Below are 19,403 nucleotides of genomic sequence, written 5' to 3' on the forward strand. Positions count from 1 at the left end.
GTGGATCAGCGAATGGTCAACACCTCGCCCCGTGTCGCGGAGCCAGGTGTCATGTCCCACGCGCGGATGACGGGAACGAACTTGTCGGTGAGGATGCGGGTCTCGGCGATGGAGCCGTCTTCGCGTTCGGTGAACTCCCGCTGGAGCGTCTTGTCCTTGTGGGTGTCACCTTTGACGACGAGCACGCGCCCGGTCTTGGAGCGCACAACCCCCGAGATCGCACCCGCGGCCAGAGCCAGGGCGAGATGCCAGTGGGACAAGGCCCGCGCCGGAGGACGCAGCGACTGCTGCGCGGCCCCCAGGTGCGTGTCCAGCGACGGCCAGAGGCCTTGCAGCCTGCCAACCTCGTCGGCGAACTGCTCGGGCTCCATCGTCACGCGGAAGAAATGCTCCGGCTCGGCCGGACTGGCGGGGACGATGTACGGCAGGAACGGCCAATCGCTCGGCAGCTCCTCGGCTTCGATCTCGCCTTGCCCAACCTGCAGCAGCAGATTGCGCATGGCCTTGACGCCATCGGGTACCAGTTCGCGCTGGCGCACCCTACGGCCGAAGATCACCACCTGCTTGAACTGCGTTTCCACCGCTCGGTAGATCCGCAGGTCCGTGTAGTGGCGTGTCAACCAACCGACCAATTCCGCGTCGAGCACGTAGCCGGGGACGATGAAAACCAGCACGCCGCCGTACTGCAACAGCGACAGCGAACGCTGATAGAACAGCTTTTCGAGGCGGGCACGGCCCTGGCCCTGGTATCCGATGTTGCCGTTGACGTCCTTGGACAGGTCGCCATACGGTGGATTCAGCCAGAGCAACCCGAAGGACTGCTTGGAGACCATCGTATCCATCAGGTCCGCGTGCAGGCAGTGATCGACCAGGCCGCGGGCATGGCGTGCCCGCTCGGCGTCGAACTCGACTGCGAACGCCTTGGCCTGCTCGCGCCCGAGGGCGTGGGCGGCTTCGGCGATCGCCACGCCTTCGCCTGCGCAGGGATCGAGGATGCACATCGGCCCATCGCTGGGCATCAGTGCGTTGAGGGCTCTTTCGAGCGTGGGTTCATCGGTCGGGAAGTACCCGTTTTTCCCGAAATTGCGGGCGAGCCGCGGGAACATGAGGGCCATGGAAGTCTCCTGGTTGGCGGGGATGAAACACGGAAGCACGCCAAGGCGTGCCTCCGTGGGTGGGTCAGGCCGCTACCACTTCCGGCGTCCAGATCGTGGCCGGATAGGGATAGGCGGTGAGCACGTCACTGCGGATCAGGGAACCCAGCGCCAAGGTCAGCGCCGGCACGTCGATGGCGAGCCGATGGCCTTCCAGCGGCCCGAGGGCGAACGGAAGGCGGGCCAGCATCTCGCGGCTTTGCAGCAGTTCCAGCACGGTCTCGCGCCAATGGTCGAGCAACGGCAACGGGCAGGTGTCGCGCACCAGCATCCACAGGCGGTCAAGCCGGTGGGCGCTGCCCTGTGGGAGCAATGCCAGTGCGCTGGCGTTGGCTTTGTCGGGCTTGACGCAGCGCCGGTCGAACAGCCACACGTTGGACAGCGAACCGAACAGCGTTCGCCGGTAGGTGCGGGTCATGCGCTTTTCCAGGCGATCGACGTTGCCGACGAACACCGGGACGCTGCCGCCCTGGTCGGTGATGAGGTGGAACTGGTCCAGTCCCTGCTCGTCGCGCCCGAGGGTCAGGCGAGCCAGGAACTGCTGGACGGCGGTGTCGCGCGCCCAGATGGACAGGAAGATCAGGTTGCCCTGGTCATCGCCGACGCAAGCGTCGGCCATCACGTCCGGGCATTCGTCGATGCGGTACAGCGTGGTGGAAGAAGTGTTTGCGAGCATGGTGGTGTCCTCGGATTAACGGGAACAGCACCGCCCGCTGGGGCAAGTACTGCCCCAGGGGGTCGAAGAAAAACGCTCAGTCCGGCTCGAACTGCCGGGTGTGCGGGTTGAAGTGAAGCGCCTCGTCCACCGCCGTGATCGGCGTGAAGCCGTCCAGGTAGATGTTGTTGAGGTACTGGTCGCGGTAAGTCAGTGCCTACCGTGCCTGTTCCTCGGCGAGGCCGTTGCTGATGAAGTACTCCAGCATCTCCTCGTCGGAGGACACTTCGTCGTTGGACAAACTTCCTTCAACGAGTGCCAGCAGCGAGGGCGGGAGCGCAGCCAGGATCGGGTCCATGTTGGTTCCTCCTGGCTCAGGCCATCAGCGTCGAGGCGGGAGCCGTGACAGCCGTGGGTGTGCGCCGCCGTGCGTGGTAGGCGCGAACGCCTGCACGCCAGTCGGCGGACTGCTCCGGTGCGAGGTCCAGATAGGACAGCGGGCACGAGTAGTAGTACGGGTGCATGGACTCTTCCAGCGGCTTGTAGCCCCACTGGTTGCCGCTGCGTTCCAGCAGATCGCAGCGGATGGTGCGCAGGGACTGGCCCGGCGCGAGATCACGATGCACACCCTCGACCTTGGCGGTCATTTCGACCACGGACCACAGTACATTGCCGCGCAGCGCGTGGGCGATGACCTTCGCGCTGACGCGCTCGGTCTCCTGCGGTTCGATCAGTTCCGCGATCAATTCGGATCGCGATTGGTGAGAGAAATACCAGCCCATGGGAGGCCTCCTGAAAAAATAGAGCCGGAGGCCTCCCCGCAGGGGAAGAACCCCCAGCGGGTGATGGAATGCCGCAGGTGCGGCGAAGGAACCTATGACTTGTCCTCAGTCCCAGTCGTCATCGTCTCGATCACAACCGGCCGGGCAGTAGCCGAACTCAATGCCGTGCGAGCAATAGCCGTGCTTGGCATTCCAGTCCTGGGTTTCCTGCCGCTCGGCAGGTGTTGCGTAGTCCCATTCCTGGGCGGCAATTTCCAGGGCCTGAGCGCGCTGGTCTTCCGGCAATCGACTGGCTTGCGTGTCGATTTCCGAACTGAAGAGCGTGACCCAATGGCCCCAGGACAGGCCGCAACCACGCTGGGCATGCTCGGCGGCCGTCTTGCACACGGCGCGCCACGCGGTTTTGTCCAGCGCGGAACGGGGGGTATCGCAAGCGATGATGGACATGATGGAGACCTCCAGAAGAAAGCCGGGGCCTCGCCCGCATGGGGAAAGGGACCCCGGCGGGTGGATGAAGAACACCGCGGATGCGGCGTCTGCGATCACGCAGGTTGTGGTTCGGCCTGACGGCTCCACTCCTGCGTCTTGAAGTCCAGCGCGTAGCCCAGTTCGCCCAGGCGGGAGATCTGCGCGCGCAAAGCGCGTCGGTCGATGGTCGAATCCAGTTTCACGGACTCGCCCAGCGGCCACAGCAGGCCGAACAGAGTAGCGTCACCATCTTCGGTGCTGCCAGGAGCAGCCGCCGCAGCGGGCGCCGGTGCATCTACCCCGAAGGGCGTGGTATCGACCAGCGGGTCCGCCAACGCCTGCACAGGTGCGGGCTTGGTGGGTTTGGACGTCTTGGCGGGCTTGGCCGGCGTTGCCGCAGGCTGTGTCCCCAGCTCTTCATCGAGCGGATCGACTTCCTGGGTGGCGAAGCTGCGGGCCTCGTCACGGCTCAACTTGTCGATGCCATTGAGCGTCATTCCGTCGAGGTTGGCGCGGACTTCAAACCGCGCGCCGCCCGCGACTGGATAGGACTTCGCGAAGATGTAGCGAATGACGAATTCCCCGTCGTACTTGCCTTCGGGGTACTGCTCCAGCTCCGCGTCCTTGACCGCGAATTCGCCGATGGGGGTGGAAAGGCGACCGACCGTGAACGGACCGTTCTTGCCGCGGATGGTCCGCAACGTGAGCTGGCCCGGGATGACGATGGGCAGGACTGATCTCGTGGGTGCCGATGTGGCTGCCATGATGGTTCTCCTTGGGAAATAGGAAAAGGCAAGGCCCCGCGAGGGGCCATGCCGGATCAGAACGAAGCAGCCAGTGCCGGCTCCTGCTCCTCGACTTCACCTTCCGGCTCGCGCTCGGCAGGCTGATCGGCAGCGGTGTCGGCGGCAACCTCGGCTTCGGGCGCGGGTGCGTCCTCGGCCTGCGGTGCGTCGGCTTGCGCCTGGCTCGTCGGATAGACCTGGGTGCCGTCGATCTTGATCAGACCGATGTGGACCAGCGTCGATTCCAGGCTCGCTCCCGGTTCCCCGGCGCGCTCGCCCTTGGTGCGGATGTACGGGTCGATTCGCATGTCGTTCATACGGAAGGCGATCAGTACCTTGCGATCCCCCTCGATGGCCTGGATGCACCGGCGAACCAAGTGCTCGGTTTCAGGAGTGGCGACGATGGTGTCGAAGTACCGATACTCAGGCTCATCGACGGGGCCTGCCAGTGCGGCAATGGTGCTTGACAGGAAGGGATCGCCATCCTTGGGGGTGACGTCCTTGACGCGGCTGAGGTAGCCGATGCCGCGGGTCATCAACTCGTGCTGCTCGATCGAAGCCAGCTCGGCCCGGTCGAGCGGCTCGGCCTTGAGCAGTCGAGCTTTGAGGCTGGCGGCCGGCTTGCCGGCGTGCTCGCCCTTGTCGCGGATGTACGCATCGCCCCAGAGGTCGCCGAGGCGGAAACGCACCAGCGGGCGTTGCTTGGGATCGTCAACGCCGATGCAGCGCTGAACGAGCTTCTTGGCCTCGGCACCCGAGACCTTGACGTCGAAGTAGCGATAGCTGGGGTCCCTGGCGGGGCCGACCAGTGCTGCGACAGTGCATGCGAGGAACGGCTGCGCGCGGCGGCCGCCCCGGACGGGCACTTCATGGGCACGCTGGATGTAGCCGATGCCCGAGGTGTGGAGGTCGAAATACGATTTCTCGTTGGACGTGGTGTTCATGGTGAATCTCCATTCGAAGAAGCGGAGACACACCAGGCCCACGCATGCGGGGAAAGGTGCGTAACCCCGCGGTGGGTTGATAAGGCGAAAGCATCCGCCACCAGGGACTGGTGGCCGCTCGCGGACGGATGCGGTGCGAGCTGGCTCGGTCACGCAGCGGGAACTGCGCCGCAACCTCGAAGACCGATGGTTGCCTGGCATGTCGCTGACAACGTCAGCAGGCATGGGGTCAGCATGTCCGGGGCTCGCGCGCGTGACAGCAATCAATCGGCACCCGGGCGTTTCCCTTTGTCCACGCCATGCGCCGCCGCCGCGCATGCCGATCAGGCGCCAGCCGACGGCACGCAGACTGGCATCGCCTTCGTCGGGCGTCTCCGTGACGCGGAAAAAAAGAAGCCCCCTATGCGGGGGGCTACAAGGGCCGTGCGGTGGTTGCCGCGCTAAGCCGATGGGACCACCTCCAGCGACAGGTGCGTGGCGGTGGCGGACAGCATCAGGTCGTCCGTGCCGTGCAGGATGCGTGCGAAGACGCCTTCCTTCGGGTCGAAGAACTCGCCGAAGTCGTCGCCGCCCAACTCGGCGCGCGTCAGTTCCCACCAGTCATCGAACGGGTCGGTATCCGGGTTGCAGCCGACGGCATACGCCAGCAGCTTCACGCGGCCGTCCGGGCGGCGCTCGGCGCGCTCGGCGAGGAAGTACACGCCCTGATCCTTGGCGAGGACGACGCGGCATTGGTTGGCGACGGCCTCGGCCAGTACGGGTCGCAGATCGGTGCCTCTGAATCGCAGTGACATGGTTGAAATCTCCTGTGGGGATGAGAAAGAAAAAGGCCCTCCACCCGAACGGATGGAAGGCCTGTGGGGGCAAGTTGTCGTCAGGCTGCGAACTTCGCCCGGGACATCATGCCGGCACCGCCTGGCGTCGCCGGGAAGCCTTGGCGTCGATCACGCTCACGTCGATCCGGCGCCAGTTCCCGTCGTCGATGAGTCTCTCCAGCACTTCGCCGAGCATGTCGAAATACACCTCGTCATGCCGATCGACCAGTTCGCCATCCCGATGCAGCTCCACCACGTAGGTGTCGCCGCCGCGGTCGTAGAGGATCGTCACCTGGCCCTGGAACTTCGCGGTCGAGACCGTGAAGCCGATCGCCGGAGGCGTCTCGATGATCTTGGACGGTTTGGGATCGACCCAGGTGAAGTCGCGGGCGCCCGCGTCGACCAGCATGTGGGTGATACGCCGGAACCCGTCGGGTGCCGGCATTTCCTCCAACTGCTGGATGAGCTGGCCCAGTTCCATGCACTGCGGCACAGGGACGGGCAGCTTGGCCGGCGCGGAGCCGAGGATGTGCGTCTTGATGGTGTAGGGTCTGCCATCCGACGTGTACTCGGTGCGCTCTTCCGGCGTGTCCGCGCGCAGGCCGTCGAAACGGCGCCGTGCGTAGGGCTGGACATGCACCTTGGCGCCCTCGCTGGGAACGGTGGTGACCAGGTTGGGATCGAGCACCGCGAACTCGCTGGGCTTGAGCTTGACGACGATGGCGTCGTCGTTGGCCGCGACCACCTTGCCGTCGAAGGGTTGGGGATCGATGGCGAAGCCCAGCGTCGAGGACTGCGGCTGGTCATCGAACACGCGGTACTTGAACGACCGCACGTTGCGGGGCACATGGCCGGCGACGAGCGAGGGCATCATGGTCTTGATGAGGGAACGGTCCATGGGAATCTCCTTGGGAAAGAACAAGGGATTCCCCGCCCACAAGGGAGAGGTCCCTTGTGGGTGGATGGACGCGGTGCGTCCGTAGGAAGAAACGACCAGCACGGTCTCCCGTACTTGCAACCTCGAAGGTCTTGGCTGCCTGGGCATGTGTCGGCGACGCCGACGAACATGGGGCAAAGATGGCCCCGGAATGGGCGGATTGCCTGCAGGAAACAGCACCGCGCCGTACCCACTTTCCTGATCCGTGGGCAAGAAAAAGGTTCTTCACCCAACTCCGGGGAATGCCGCCCGGATCTTGAGGAAGAAGTAGGCGTCATCGCGGTAGCCGTAGGCGATGCGCTTGATGACTTTGATGCGGTTGTTGATGCCTTCGAGCAGACCGGTGTGCATGGGCCAGCGCACCCGGCTGAGGATGCCGCGCCAGTACGGCCGCAGGCACTTGGCGAAGTGCATCAGGGCCGGGATCGCACTCTCCCGGGCATGGCGCAGCCATTGTTTCCAGGCACGGTGCCAAGCCCAGGCGCTGGGTGCGTTCCACAATGCCTTGAGTTGCTCCTTCATCACGTAGACCGTCATCAGCGACTGATTGGCTTCCAGCACCTCGCTCAGTCGGATCTGTTCGGACTCGGCCAGGTTTGCCGGGTTGCGCAGCAGCAGCCAGTGCGAGCGTTTGACCACCTTGCGAGCCGGCTTGTCGTGGCGCAGTTGGTTGGCCGCATCCACCCGCACCCGGCCGATCACCTCGCGGCCGTATTTGGAGATCACATGGAACAGGTCGTACACCACCTGTGCGTTCGGGCAGTGCTGACGCACTTCCAAGTCATAGGCGGTGTTCATGTCCATGGCCACCGCCTGGATGTCGGCACAGCGTTGGGGACCAAGCAACTCGAAGAACGGCCTCACCTCAGCCCGTGAGCGGCCTCGGCCAACCCACAGCACCCGCTTGCGCTCCACATCCACCACGACGGTGGCGTATCGGTGGCCCTTCTGGATCGCAAACTCGTCCATCGCGATCCGCCGCACCCCGTCCAGATCCACCGGCCCCAGCCTGCGCTCCAATGTCTGCAAGTCGATCGCCTTGGTCGTCTTCCAGTCCAGTCCGTGCCAACGAGCAGCATGCAGTACCGAGGTCACCGCGCACAGCCGTGCCACGCTCTCGGCCAGCCGCCGCGTCACCCGGCAATGCCGGTCAAGCCAGTCCAATCGCTCCACGCGGGGGCCGCAGGATAGGCAAGCCAAGCGCAGACGCGGCACGTGCAGCTCCACCTGATCATCGAATATCGGCAGCTCGCGGATGCGCCGCATCATGCGGTCATGAATCGCTGTCACCGCCTGACCACAGCCCATGCAATGCCGCTGCGCACCAGGTGCAGGCTCCAACTCGATCACCAGCCAACGCTGTTGTCCACGAGACTCATGGCGCCACTTGCGCACTCGATACCCCTCCCAGCTGCCCAGCCGGGACATACAATCCTGCTCGGCCACGGTCGACCCTCAGTCTGTTGCCTAGAGAACAGCAAGTCTGACCGGTCGGCCGTGTGCCTTCCTCCCCTCAGTTGGGAGAAGAACCATAAATAACCGGGGGATTCCGGGTCAGTAATGCACCACGCTGCGGATCGACTTGCCTTCATGCATCAGGTGGAAGGCTTCGTTGATCTCATCGAGGGGCATGGTGTGGGTGACGAACGGCGCGAGGTCGATTTCGCCCTTCATGGCGTCTTCGACCATGCCCGGCAGCTGCGAGCGGCCCTTGACCCCGCCGAAGGCGGTGCCAAGCCAGCGTCGGCCAGTGACCAACTGGAACGGGCGGGTGCTGATCTCCTGTCCGGCGCCAGCCACGCCGATAACGACCGACTGACCCCAGCCGCGATGGGCTGACTCCAGCGCCGCGCGCATCACGTTGACGTTGCCGATGCATTCGAAGGAGTGGTCGACGCCCCAGCCGGTCATCTCGATGATGACCTGCTGGATGGGCTTGTCGAAATCCCTGGGATTGATGCAATCGGTCGCGCCAAAGGTGCGTGCCAGCTCGAACTTGGACGGATTGGTGTCCACGGCGATGATGCGCCCGGCCTTGGCCTGGCGCGCACCCTGAATCACCGCCAGACCGATGCCGCCCAGGCCGAACACTGCGACCGAGTCGCCGGGTTGCACTTTCGCAGTGTTATGCACCGCACCGATGCCGGTGGTGACGCCGCAACCCAGCAGGCAGACGTGTTCCGGATTGGCCTGCGGATTGACTTTCGCCAGCGAAACCTCCGCGACGACGGTGTATTCGCTGAAAGTCGAGCAGCCCATGTAGTGATAGATCGGCTGGCCGTTGTAGGAAAAGCGCGTGGTGCCGTCCGGCATCACGCCCTTGCCCTGGGTGGCGCGCACGGCCACACACAGATTGGTCTTGCCCGACTTGCAGAATAGGCACTCGCCGCATTCGGCGGTGTAGAGCGGGATCACATGGTCGCCCGGCTTGACGCTGGTGACGCCTTCGCCGACCTGGACCACGATACCGGCGCCTTCATGGCCCAGCACGACAGGGAAGAGGCCCTCGGGGTCGTCGCCCGACAGGGTGAAGGCGTCGGTGTGGCAGACGCCGGTATGGGTGATCTTGACCAGAACTTCACCGGCCTTTGGTGGAGCGACGTCGATCTCGACGATTTCAAGCGGTTTGCCTGGCCCGAAGGCGACGGCAGCACGTGACTTCATGCTTTTCTCCTGTAATCGGTGGGCACTTTACGGAGGTGCGGCAGTTGCCGCTCCACCTGGGCGACCAAAGGTTTAGCGTTGCGTTAAAGGCACGTCCAGGGCATCGCCGATGGTATAGAAATGCCCGCCGGCGACATGATGCAAGCTGCGCCAGACCGGGTCGGCATGCTCGTAGCGCCAGCGGCCATCGCTGAACGCCCGCGCGTCCGCCCAGGCGCCGACCACCTCGCCGATGAACAAGTCATAGGTCTCCTGATTGCGCACTTCCGGGATGAGCCGGCACGCCAGCCAGGCCGAAGCTCCGGCCACGAAGGGTTGGTCGAAGCCGTCGAAGCGCAGGAGCTCCACGCCGCAGTTCTGGAGCTTGTCCGGATCCTGATGCAGGCTCCGGGAGCCTACCTCGTGCACCAGCCGCGCTTGCGCGACAGTTGGAATCTGGATGACGAATTCACCGCTGGCCTCAATCAGTTCGCGCGTTCGTGTGATCTTGTCCAGCACCACGGTCAGCCTGGGTGGCGAAAAATCCAACGCACAGGCCCAGGCGGCGGCCATGACGTCGTCGACTCCACTGTGGCGGGCCGACACAAGGACGGTCGGACCATGGGTGATCAGCCGGTAGGCATCGTCCAATGCGACCGACAGGACGTGTTCGGTCATGTCATTCCTCTCTTCAAATATCCACGCCCGGGTCCGGTATGCAGCCGGGCGCGTCCCGGGCGCCGCGTCCGCCAGCGCAGCTGGACGGACAGGGCTTGGGTGATCAGATATCCACCACGACCTTGCCGAAATGGCGGCCGCTCTCCTGGTAGCGGAAAGCCTCAGCAAGCTGCTCCAACGGGAAGCTGCGGTCGATCACCGGGTGGATGCCGGTCTGCTCCAGCGCCGCCACGTACTCCTGCTGCAGGCGCCGGCTGCCGACGATCAGGCCCTGCAGGCGTGCCTGCCTGGCCATCAATACGGCAGTCGGCACCTCGCCGCCTCGGCCGGTCAATACGCCGATCAGCGCGATATGACCGCCCACGCGCACCGCATGAATGGACTGTGCCAGCGTGCCCGGGCCGCCGACTTCCACGACGTGATCGACGCCGCGCCCGCCGGTGATCTCCAGCACCCGCTTGCCCCATTGCGGCGTGCGGCGGTAATTGATGAGGTGGTCGGCGCCGAGCGAGCGCAGACGTTCGAGCTTTTCATCCGACGAGGAGGTGGCAATCACGCTCGCGCCCATCGCTTTTGCGATTTGCAGCGCCGCCACCGAAACCCCGCCGCTACCCAGAACCAGCACGCTCTCGCCGGCCTTGAGCGGGCCGTCGGCCACCAGGGCGCGCCAGGCGGTCAGCCCGGCGGTGGTGATGGTCGCCGCCTCGGCGTGGCTCCAGCCGCGCGGCGCCAGGGTGAAGTCGGCGGCTGCGCGCACCGCGACTTCGGTGGCGTAGCCGTCGATGCCGTCGCCCGGCGTGCCCTGAAAGTTGCCGACCGCGGCGAACGGCAGGCCGTCGGTCCATTGCGGAAAGAAGCCGGAGACGACGTGGTCGCCGGGCTTGAACTCATTCACGCCTTCGCCCACCTCTTCGACGACGCCGGCGGCGTCGGATAGTAGTACCCGTCCGTCGGCGGCGGGGATGCCGCCGTTGGCGACCAGCAGATCGTGGAAGTTGAGCGAGCTGGCGTGCAGCTTCACACGGACCTGACCTGGACCAGGCTGGCCGGGGTCGGGGAGTTCGCGTAGTTCGAGGCAGTCCAGGCCGCCGGGGCTGCGTGTCACGATGGCTTTCATCTGGAATCTCCTGTTGCTTCGCGCGGGCCGCCTCGCCGGGAAGCGGCCCGCAACGGTTAGGCTGTTTCGCCTCAGGCGGCGGCCAGGCTCGCGCTGTCGATCACGAAGCGGTACTTCACGTCGCTCTTGAGCATGCGCTCGTAGGCGTCGTTGATCTGCTGGATGGCGATCATCTCGATCTCGGCGACGATGCCTTTCTCGGCGCAGAAGTCGAGCATCTCCTGGGTCTCGGCGATGCCGCCGATCAGCGAGCCGGCGATGCTGCGGCGCTTGAAGATGAGATTGGCGATGCTCGGCGACGGGTGCGGGTGCTCGGGTACGCCGACCAGGGTCATGGTGCCGTCGAGTTTGAGCAGGCCAGTGAAGGCGTCGAGGTCGTGGCTGGCTGCGACCGTGTTGAGGATGAAGTCGAAACTGTTGGCGTGCGCCGCCATCTCTTCAGCGTTACGCGAGACAATGACTTCGTCGGCGCCCAGTTCCAGCGCAGCGGCGCGCTTGCTCTCGCTGGTGGTGAAGGCCACGGTGTGTGCGCCCAGGGCATGTGCCAGCTTGATGCCCATGTGGCCAAGCCCGCCGATACCCACGATGCCCACTTTCTGGCCAGGACCGACCTTCCAGTGGCGCAACGGCGACCAGGTGGTGACGCCGGCGCACAACAGCGGCGCCACGGCGGCCAGTTGCGCCTCGGGGTGCGAAACCTTCAGGACGAAGTCGTCCTTGACTACGATCTGCTGCGAATAGCCGCCCAGGGTGTGGCCGGGCGCATCATGCGTCGGGCCATTGTAGGTGAAGACCTGGCCGTGCTCGCAATACTGCTCCAGGCCCGCGTCGCAGGCCGGGCAATGATGGCAACTGTCGACCAGGCAGCCGACGCCGACCGTGTCGCCGATCTTGAACTTGGTCACTGCACTGCCGATGGCCGAAACGTGGCCGACGATTTCGTGCCCGGGCACGCAGGGGTACAGCGTGTTGGCCCACTCGTTGCGGGCCTGGTGCAGGTCGGAATGGCAGACGCCGCAGTAGGCGATGTCGATCTTGACGTCGTGCGGCCCCGGCTCGCGGCGAACAATGTCGAGCGCCGCCAGCGGCGTGTCAGCGGCATGGGTGCCATAGGCTTTTACTGTCATGGTGTTTCTCCTCGTAGGCCTACCGTCGCTTAGGCGACGCTGGTGTGCAGGCGCACGTCGACGTTGCCGCGGGTGGCGTTCGAGTACGGGCAGACTTGGTGGGTGGTTTCCACCAGCTTCTGCGCGTCGGCTTCGCTCAGGCCCTGGACTTCCACATACAGGTCGATGTCCAGGCTGTAGCCGCCCTCGGCGTTCTGGCCGATGCCGACCTCGACCGAGGTCTTGGTGGCAGTAGGTGCCAGCTTCAGTTGCTTGGCCGCCACCGGCAGCGCGTTGTCGAAGCAGGCGGCGTAACCCATGGCAAACAGTTGCTCGGGGTTGACGCCAGCCTTGCCGGACCCCGGCATGGCCATATCCAGCGCGAGGCTGCCATCGTCCAGCGTGGTGCGGCCGGAACGGCCGCCGACGGCGGTGGCGCGGGTCTTGTAGAAAATCTTCATGGTATTCAGCTCCGTAGGTTTACGAAGGGCGGTGTGCTCCGCCCAGGAAAAAATCATTCGCTCAGCTGTGCCTCGACCGCTTTCTGCTTGTCGGCATAGGGCGCGCGCAGCGCCAGGCTGGAGGTCCCGTCCGGGCTCTGCATCACCACGGCCTTGGCGTGGCTGAAACGCCGGAACCCATGGATGCCGTGGTAGGCGCCGATGCCGGAAGGGCCGATACCGCCAAACGGCAGATCCTCGATAAAAGCGTGGATCAGCGTGTCGTTGATCACTGCTGCACCCGAGGTGGTGCGTTCGGTGAAGCGCTTTTGACGCGTTGCGTCGCTGCCGAAGTAGTACGCGGCCAGCGGACGCGGATGGGCATTGACGTAGTCGATGGCATGGTCAAGATCCGGGCAGTTCACCAGCGGCAGGACCGGCCCGAAGATTTCTTCCTGCATCACGCGCATCGTATCGTCGGGATCCAGTACAAGCGTCGGTGCCAGCAGGCGGGTCGCAGGATCGGCATCTGCTTCGCCGTCCGGTGCAAGACTGATGACGGTTGCTCCCTTGGCCTGGGCGTCATCGAGCAACACCTGCAGGCGCTGGAAGTGCCGATCGTTGACAACGGCGGTGTAATCGGTGTTGCTTCCCAGATCTGGATAAGTGGCCGCAACGAACGCGCGGGCGTGCTCGATGAACGCCTCGCGTGCGGACGGCGGCAGAAGCACATAATCGGGGGCGATGCAGATCTGCCCGGCGTTGAATGTCTTGGATGTGAGCACCCGCTCGGCCACTATCTTGATGTCGGCGTCCACGTCGACGAGCACGGGCGATTTGCCGCCAAGTTCCAGCGTTACCGGTACAAGGTTCTCGGACGCGGCGCGCATCACAAGACGCCCCACTGCCGTGCTGCCCGTGTAAATGAGATGGTCGAACGGTTGCGCGGTGAAGGCGGCGCCGACTTCGGCGTCTCCGAGCACGACGCCGAATTCGAGCGCATCGAAATAGCGCGGAATCTGCTCGGCCAGCAGATCGGAGGTGCGGGGCGTCAGTTCGGACGGCTTGAGCAGCGCGCGGTTGCCGGCGGCGAACACGCCTGCGAGTGGCCCGAACGAGAGGTTGATCGGGAAGTTCCAGGGGCTGATGATGCCTACTACACCGAGTGGCTGGTATTCCACGCGTGCCTGCACGCCCGGCATACCGGCGTCTTGCGCTTCGGGTCGCATCCAATGTTCGAGTTGCTCGCGCGCGTGGCGCATGCTCTTGATGGGCGCAAGCACATCGGTGGCCAGTGTCTGATAGGGGCTGCGGTGGCCATAATCGGCGCGAATGGCCGATTCCAGCTGCGCGCGGTTATCGGACAACAGGCGTTCGGCGCGAGCGAGCCGATCCCGCCGCTGTTCGGCGTCCGCCGGGCCATCGCTCAGGTGCGCCTGCTTCATCGCCGCGACGACGCCAGGCAGGCGCGTGATCAGATCGGATGTACTCATGAGGGTTTCCTAAGTTCGGTTAACGTTGAACGTCGCCCGTGGACGCGAAACGGCGGCCGGCGGTACCGTGCCGCCGGCCCGCTTGCATCAGAACGGCGCGTCGATGTCGACCACGTCGATCAGCTTGTGGTTGACGAACTCCTTGAGGCCCAGGCCGAGCAACTCTCGGCCGTAGCCAGAGCGGCGTACGCCGCCGAACGGCAGGTCGGCCTTGGCCATGGTCGGGTGGTTGACGAACACCATGCCGGTGGAGATGCGCTTGGCGACTTCGGCGCCATGTTTGGCGTCGGCGGTGAACACCGAGCCGCCCAGGCCGAACGGCGAGTCGTTGGCGATGGCGATCGCTTCTTCCTCGTCGTGGGCGCGGTAGACCAGCGATACCGGCCCGAAGAATTCCCAGTAGTAGGCCGGGTTGTCCGGAGTCAGGCCGGTGAGGATCGTCGGCTGCACGAAGGCACCTTGCGCCGGCACCTTGGGCCCCACCTCGGTCGCGGTCGCGCCGTGGGCGACGGCCTGGCGGATCTGTTCCTTGACGTCGTCGGCGGCCTTCTGCGAGGACAGCGGCGCCAGGGTGGTAGCGGGGTCGAACGGATCGCCCGCCTTGAGCCCGGCCACGCCCTCGGTGTAGCGGCGCAGGAACTCATCGTAGATGGCCTCGACCAGGATGATGCGCTTGGAGGACACGCAGACCTGGCCGGCGTTCCAGTGGCGGCCGAACACCGCCCACTTCACGGTCTTGTCCAGCTCGGCGTCGGCCAGCACCACGAAGGCGTCGGCGCCACCGAGTTCCAGCGTGGACTTCTTCAGCGCCTTGCCAGCCTGGGCGGCGACCACCGCGCCTGCGCCTTCCGAGCCGGTCAGCGCCACGCCGTGCACGCGCGGGTCGTTGAGGATGATCTCGATGTGGTGCCGCGCCGCATAGAGGTTCTTGAAGGCGCCCGCGGGCAGGCCTGCTTCGAGCATCAGCTTCTCGAAGGCATCCGCGCTCTGCGGCACGTTGGAGGCGTGCTTGAGCAGCAGCGTGTTGCCCGCGGCCAGTTGCGGGGCCAGGATGCGGGCGATCTGGTAGTAGGGGAAATTCCACGGCTCGATCGCCAGGATCACACCCAGCGGCTCGTGTACCAGCAACGCGTCGCCCTCGGCGGGATCGGCCACGGTCAGTTTCTCCGGTGCCAGCAGGGCCTCGGCGTTCTTCACGTAATACTCGAAGATGCGCGCGGAAAGTTCGACCTCGGCCAGTGCCTCGGCGGTGATCTTGCCCATCTCCAGGGTCAGCAGTTTCGCGTAGTCGCCAGCCTTGGCGCGCAGCAGGTCTGCGGCACGCTGCAGGATGGCACCGCGCTCGGTGAACGAGCGCTCGCGCCAGGACAGGAAGGCTTCGTGCGCAGCGGCGATGGCCTGTTCCACCTCGGCGTCGGTGGCGTCCGGGAAGGTCTTCAGGGTCTCGCCGGTGTAGGGGTTGATGGTGGCGTATGCCATGTTCGATGATTCCTTGTGACAGTGGATGGAGGAAGGCGTCACGGCCTGCAGAGCCGGAGCGCGGACGAGGAATTCAGCGCAGGGTGAAGCCGAGCGCGTTCAGGGCTTCGCGCAGGCGATGGCGGCCCATCAGCGCGCCGGGGCTGCCGATGCGTTGCACCGACACTTGCGACCAGGGCCGGTCGTCACGCTGCTGCTCCTGCTGGAAGCGGCGCATCAGCGGGTCGTAGTGCGCCACCGCGGCGGCCTCGCCGGCAGCGTCGTAGCGTTCGTGATGCAGCACCGCCGGCTGTGCCAGGCGCGGCTTGACTTCGGCCGGGCGGGCCGGATCGGGATGGCCCACGCACATGCCGAACACCACGAAACTGTCCTGCGGCAGCCCCAGTTCAGCGGCGACCTGCTCTGGATGGTTGCGCATGCCGCCGATGTAGACGATACCCAGCCCCAGGGCTTCGAAGGCGTTCGCCGCGTTCTGCGCGGCTAACGCGGTGTCGACCGCTCCGACGGTGTAGCTCTCCAGGTAATCGATACCGTCGGTCGCGGCACCCTGCGCGGCACCGAGTCGGCGCAGCCGCGACCAGTCGGCGACCCAGGCCAGAAACAGCGGTGCCTCGGCCACGTGGCGCTGACCGCCGGCCAACGCGGCCAGGCGGGCGCGCCGCGCGGGGTCGCGCACGGCGATCACGCTCCATGGCTGCAGGTTGGACGAACTGGAGGCTGATTGCGCGGCAGCGATGGCGAGTTGAAGTGCCTCGTCGTCGACCGGTTGATCGGTGTAGGCGCGCACTGATCGGTGCTCCAGCAGCGCGGCCAGCGCGGCGGGAACAGGGGGCAGCGGCAGGGCGGCGGCCTCGCCATAGCGGGCCTGCCATGCGGAGGCTGGGTCGATCTGATGGGAAGTCATTCCAGAATCCTGTGCGTGTTAGGGGACTCAGGCCGCAGGTGTCGCGCCGATGCCGTCAAGCAACAGCACGCGGTAGTCCGCGCCCTTGAACCGGTGCACCCGTGCTGCCTGGTAAGCGGGGCTGTGATACCAGGCGCGTGCGGCCTGCATGTCGGAAAAGCGCAGGATCACGCCGCCCTCGATCGCCGGTCCCTCCAGCACCTCGAAATCGCCATAGAACGCCAGCGGCGTCAGATCGTGTCCTTCGCGCGCGGCTGGAGCCTGCCTCGCATAGATGTCAAGTTCGGTGGCGTCGAGGGTGCGTTCGCGCAGGAAAACCACGTAAGCGGACATGTTCAATCTCCTCACAGAAGGGCGAGCAGCGCCTTGGCGGCGTCGGCGGACGAGGCAGGGTTCTGGCCGGTGACCAGAAGGCCGTCGGTCAGCACGTGGGACTGCCAGTCGCCGCCCTTGCTGTAATGACCGCCATTGGCCTTGAGCACGTCCTCGACCAGAAACGGCACCACATCGGTCAGGCCAACCGCAGCCTCCTCGCTGTTGCTGAAACCGGTCACCTGCTTGCCGGCGACCAGCGGCTTGCCGTCGGCATCCTTGACGTGGCGCAGCACGCCAGGTGCGTGGCAGACCGTTCCGACCGGCTTGTTCGCCTTGACCGCCGCTTCGATCAGACCGATCGAGACCGGGTCTTCAGCCAGGTCCCATAGCGGGCCGTGGCCGCCGGGATAGAACACTGCATCGAAGTCGCCGATGGCGACCTCGGCCAGCTTGCGGGTGTTGGCCAGGGCCTTGACCGCGTCAGCGTCGGCCAGGAAGCGACGGGTCGCCTCGGTCTGGGCGTCGGGTTCGTCGCTCTTGGGGTCGAGCGGCGGCTGGCCGCCCTTGGGCGAGGCCAGGGTCAGCTTCGCGCCGGCATCGAGGAAGGCATAGTAGGGGGCAGCCAGTTCCTCCAGCCAGAAGCCGGTTTTCCTGCCAGTGTTGCCGAGTTGGTCGTGCGAAGTGAGGATGACGAGAATATTGGCCATAGCGGCTCTCCTTTGGAGGTTCGAAGTGAAAGACTCAGGGGGTGCCGACTCGTACCACGACCTTGCCGAAGTGCCTGCCGGCGAGCAGGTCGATCAGCGCCTGGGGCGCATGTTCCAGGCCCTCGACGAAGTCTTCGCGGACCGAGACCTTGCCCTCGGCGACCCATGCGCCCATGTCGCGCTGAAACGCCGCGAAACCGTCGGCGTAGTGGTCGCCGATGATGAAACCCTGCAGCAGCAGGCGCTTGCGCAGAACCAGCCCCAGCATCATCGGCATGCGGTCCGGGCCAGGTGGCAGGTCGGTGTCGTTGTAGTGGGCGATCAGCCCGCACACCGGCACGCGGGCGCCGACGTTCAGTCGCGGCAGCACGGTGTCGAGCACCGTGCCGCCGACGTTCTCGTAGTAGACGTCGATACCCTGCGGCGTCGCGGTAGCCAGTTGTTCGGCAAAGTCGGGCGCGCGGTGGTCGAGGCAGACATCGAAGCCGAACGCTTCGCGCGCGTAGCGGCATTTTTCCGGCCCGCCGGCGATGCCGATGGCGCGCGCGCCCTTTAGCCGGGCAAGCTGCCCAACTACCGAGCCGACCGCGCCGATGGCGGAGGCGACGACCACAGTCTCGCCCGGCTGCGGCCGGCCGATGTTCAGCAGGCCGTGGTAGGCGGTGAAGCCGGGCATGCCGAGCACGCTCAGCGCCAGCGAAGGATTCGTGGTCCGGGAATCGAGCACGACCAGTCCACGACCGTCGGAAAGCGTATGGCTCTGCCAACCCGTGTCGCCGACGACCAGGTCGCCAACCTTGAATGCCGGGTCGTGCGAAACCTCCACCCGGCTCACCGCGCCGCCGGTCATCACCTCGCCTAGCGCTACGGGTGGAGCATAGGACGGAGCATCGCTCATTCGCCCCCGCATATACGGGTCGAGCGAGAGGTACAGCGTGCGCAGCAGGAGCTGGCCCTTGCCTGGCTCAGGCAGCGATTCCTGTTCCAGCCGGAAGTCGTCTGGCGTCGGCTCACCCGAGGGGCGTGAGGCAAGTACGATGCGGGTTTGCAGGATCGCAGTGGTCATCGCTGACTCCTGAAAAGGACGGCCGAAACGGACTCATGTGCGTGCGTGGAAGCAAAGTTTGTCATCTGATTGAATTAGGCCGGTCGTATACAGTTTGGGCAAAAAAAAAAAGCTACGAGGACTTTTTTCTGTCTGTCAGGCGCAGCGTCGAAGATGAGAAGACAGGCCTAGCAGGCCCTGCGTAGCAGCCAGCGCGGCCTCCATGGGTACACGGTCGCGCGTGAGCTTGGCGCACAGGCTCGCGCCCAGCCACAACTGGTACAACGTGTTCGCCGTTGTGCTGGCATCCAGCTCAACCGGAAGCGAGCCGTCGCTGGCGCCATCCTCGATGGCGCTGGCCAAACGCGCGATCACTCGCGTGGTGCCCTGTTCAAGAACTAAACGCATCGCCTCGGAGAGGTCGCTGACCTCCGCAGCCAGCTTGACCGCCAGACACTTGCCCTTCGGGTCACAGGCTGCCTGGGTCTCCAGCCAGTACTCGAAATAGGCGATCAGTCGCTGTGCTGCGGAAAGATCAGGACGACTCAGCAGATTATCGAGCGAAGCCAGGTAATCGGCGAAGTAATCCTCCAGCAGCGCTTCGCCAAAGGCCTCCTTGGAGCCGAAGTAATGGTAGAAGGAACCCTTCGGCACGCCGGAAGCCTGGAGAACCTCGTTCAGGCCCACGGCGCTGAAGCCCTTTCCCGCGATAATGATCCGGGCGGTATCGAGGATATGTTGGCGGACGTCGTTCGTGGCATTAGTCATGGTTTGTATCTTACCCTGAAACTAGACCGGTCGTCTACAATCAGTCTTATCCAACGAGGTATGAGCCTGAAGCCCGCCCCGTGATTCCAAGGAAGAATGAGCCTGAAGGCAGGCCAGGGAGAAGCGACACAAGCGGCTGATAGGCAGCAGCTTAGGTGCAACGGGTCG

General features: G+C 65.1%; 21 protein-coding genes and 1 pseudogene. All 22 read right to left on the reverse strand.

The window, feature by feature from the left end:
- Positions 1 to 5: 5 nt before the first annotated feature.
- The 22 genes and pseudogenes from FK527_RS15095 to FK527_RS15205 all read right to left on the reverse strand — a co-directional run bounded on the left by FK527_RS15095 (position 6) and on the right by FK527_RS15205 (position 19,235).
- The gene (locus FK527_RS15095; RefSeq protein ID WP_281287836.1) at positions 6 to 1,139 is read right to left on the reverse strand and encodes a DUF6094 domain-containing protein; all 1,134 of its coding nucleotides are present in this window, start codon (positions 1,137 to 1,139) and stop codon (positions 6 to 8) included.
- 40 nt (positions 1,140 to 1,179) lie between these two features.
- Entirely contained in the window at positions 1,180 to 1,830 is a 651-nt protein-coding gene (locus FK527_RS15100; protein ID WP_034030343.1) for a hypothetical protein, read from the reverse strand.
- Between the two features lie 76 nt (positions 1,831 to 1,906).
- A pseudogene (locus tag FK527_RS15105) lies at positions 1,907 to 2,167 on the reverse strand (hypothetical protein).
- Positions 2,168 to 2,183: 16 nt separating this feature from the next.
- Positions 2,184 to 2,591: a hypothetical protein gene (locus tag FK527_RS15110; protein ID WP_034030340.1), complete on the reverse strand. Its 408-nt coding sequence runs from the start codon at positions 2,589 to 2,591 to the stop codon at positions 2,184 to 2,186.
- A 105-nt stretch (positions 2,592 to 2,696) separates the two neighbouring features.
- Positions 2,697 to 3,038 (reverse strand): hypothetical protein, encoded by a 342-nt coding sequence (locus tag FK527_RS15115; RefSeq protein ID WP_034030346.1) that lies wholly within the window; start codon positions 3,036 to 3,038, stop codon positions 2,697 to 2,699.
- A gap of 95 nt (positions 3,039 to 3,133) precedes the next feature.
- Positions 3,134 to 3,823, reverse strand: coding sequence for a DUF3275 family protein (locus FK527_RS15120; protein ID WP_034030338.1), 690 nt, complete (start codon positions 3,821 to 3,823; stop codon positions 3,134 to 3,136).
- A 56-nt stretch (positions 3,824 to 3,879) separates the two neighbouring features.
- Positions 3,880 to 4,788 carry a DUF3577 domain-containing protein gene (locus tag FK527_RS15125; protein WP_034030336.1) on the reverse strand — a complete coding sequence of 303 codons (909 nt, stop codon included), beginning with the start codon at positions 4,786 to 4,788 and terminating at the stop codon, positions 3,880 to 3,882.
- A gap of 440 nt (positions 4,789 to 5,228) precedes the next feature.
- Positions 5,229 to 5,582, reverse strand: a complete 354-nt coding sequence (locus tag FK527_RS15135) for a DUF3085 domain-containing protein (protein ID WP_034030334.1) — start codon at positions 5,580 to 5,582, stop codon at positions 5,229 to 5,231.
- Positions 5,583 to 5,688: 106 nt separating this feature from the next.
- On the reverse strand, positions 5,689 to 6,501 hold the full coding sequence (locus FK527_RS15140) for a hypothetical protein (protein ID WP_034030332.1): 813 nt from the start codon (positions 6,499 to 6,501) through the stop codon (positions 5,689 to 5,691).
- A 264-nt stretch (positions 6,502 to 6,765) separates the two neighbouring features.
- The gene (locus FK527_RS15145) at positions 6,766 to 7,986 is read right to left on the reverse strand and encodes an ISL3 family transposase (RefSeq protein WP_023112352.1); all 1,221 of its coding nucleotides are present in this window, start codon (positions 7,984 to 7,986) and stop codon (positions 6,766 to 6,768) included.
- 108 nt (positions 7,987 to 8,094) lie between these two features.
- Positions 8,095 to 9,204: an S-(hydroxymethyl)glutathione dehydrogenase/class III alcohol dehydrogenase gene (locus tag FK527_RS15150; RefSeq protein WP_058131072.1), complete on the reverse strand. Its 1,110-nt coding sequence runs from the start codon at positions 9,202 to 9,204 to the stop codon at positions 8,095 to 8,097.
- Between the two features lie 72 nt (positions 9,205 to 9,276).
- The gene (locus FK527_RS15155) at positions 9,277 to 9,861 is read right to left on the reverse strand and encodes a flavin reductase family protein (protein ID WP_023112350.1); all 585 of its coding nucleotides are present in this window, start codon (positions 9,859 to 9,861) and stop codon (positions 9,277 to 9,279) included.
- A 103-nt stretch (positions 9,862 to 9,964) separates the two neighbouring features.
- Positions 9,965 to 10,978: a zinc-dependent alcohol dehydrogenase family protein gene (locus FK527_RS15160; RefSeq protein WP_023007052.1), complete on the reverse strand. Its 1,014-nt coding sequence runs from the start codon at positions 10,976 to 10,978 to the stop codon at positions 9,965 to 9,967.
- A gap of 71 nt (positions 10,979 to 11,049) precedes the next feature.
- Entirely contained in the window at positions 11,050 to 12,105 is a 1,056-nt protein-coding gene (locus FK527_RS15165) for an NAD(P)-dependent alcohol dehydrogenase (protein WP_023102505.1), read from the reverse strand.
- A 29-nt stretch (positions 12,106 to 12,134) separates the two neighbouring features.
- Positions 12,135 to 12,545, reverse strand: coding sequence for an organic hydroperoxide resistance protein (locus tag FK527_RS15170; RefSeq protein ID WP_023007050.1), 411 nt, complete (start codon positions 12,543 to 12,545; stop codon positions 12,135 to 12,137).
- 53 nt (positions 12,546 to 12,598) lie between these two features.
- Positions 12,599 to 14,017, reverse strand: a complete 1,419-nt coding sequence (locus tag FK527_RS15175) for a coniferyl aldehyde dehydrogenase (RefSeq protein ID WP_023007049.1) — start codon at positions 14,015 to 14,017, stop codon at positions 12,599 to 12,601.
- An 87-nt stretch (positions 14,018 to 14,104) separates the two neighbouring features.
- On the reverse strand, positions 14,105 to 15,496 hold the full coding sequence (locus FK527_RS15180) for an NAD-dependent succinate-semialdehyde dehydrogenase (RefSeq protein WP_058131069.1): 1,392 nt from the start codon (positions 15,494 to 15,496) through the stop codon (positions 14,105 to 14,107).
- A 73-nt stretch (positions 15,497 to 15,569) separates the two neighbouring features.
- Complete coding sequence (locus FK527_RS15185; RefSeq protein WP_034030325.1) at positions 15,570 to 16,400, reverse strand: nitroreductase family protein; 831 nt, start codon at positions 16,398 to 16,400, stop codon at positions 15,570 to 15,572.
- A gap of 27 nt (positions 16,401 to 16,427) precedes the next feature.
- On the reverse strand, positions 16,428 to 16,733 hold the full coding sequence (locus FK527_RS15190; protein WP_023007046.1) for a DUF1330 domain-containing protein: 306 nt from the start codon (positions 16,731 to 16,733) through the stop codon (positions 16,428 to 16,430).
- A gap of 11 nt (positions 16,734 to 16,744) precedes the next feature.
- A complete protein-coding gene (locus tag FK527_RS15195) occupies positions 16,745 to 17,422 on the reverse strand; it encodes a type 1 glutamine amidotransferase domain-containing protein (protein ID WP_034030322.1) in 678 nt (225 codons plus the stop codon).
- Between the two features lie 34 nt (positions 17,423 to 17,456).
- Entirely contained in the window at positions 17,457 to 18,488 is a 1,032-nt protein-coding gene (locus FK527_RS15200) for an NADP-dependent oxidoreductase (protein ID WP_023007044.1), read from the reverse strand.
- A 135-nt stretch (positions 18,489 to 18,623) separates the two neighbouring features.
- Entirely contained in the window at positions 18,624 to 19,235 is a 612-nt protein-coding gene (locus tag FK527_RS15205; RefSeq protein WP_023112346.1) for a TetR/AcrR family transcriptional regulator, read from the reverse strand.
- Positions 19,236 to 19,403: the final 168 nt, after the last annotated feature.

This window comes from Extensimonas perlucida, assembly GCF_007655255.1.
Lineage (GTDB): Bacteria > Pseudomonadota > Gammaproteobacteria > Burkholderiales > Burkholderiaceae_C > Extensimonas > Extensimonas perlucida.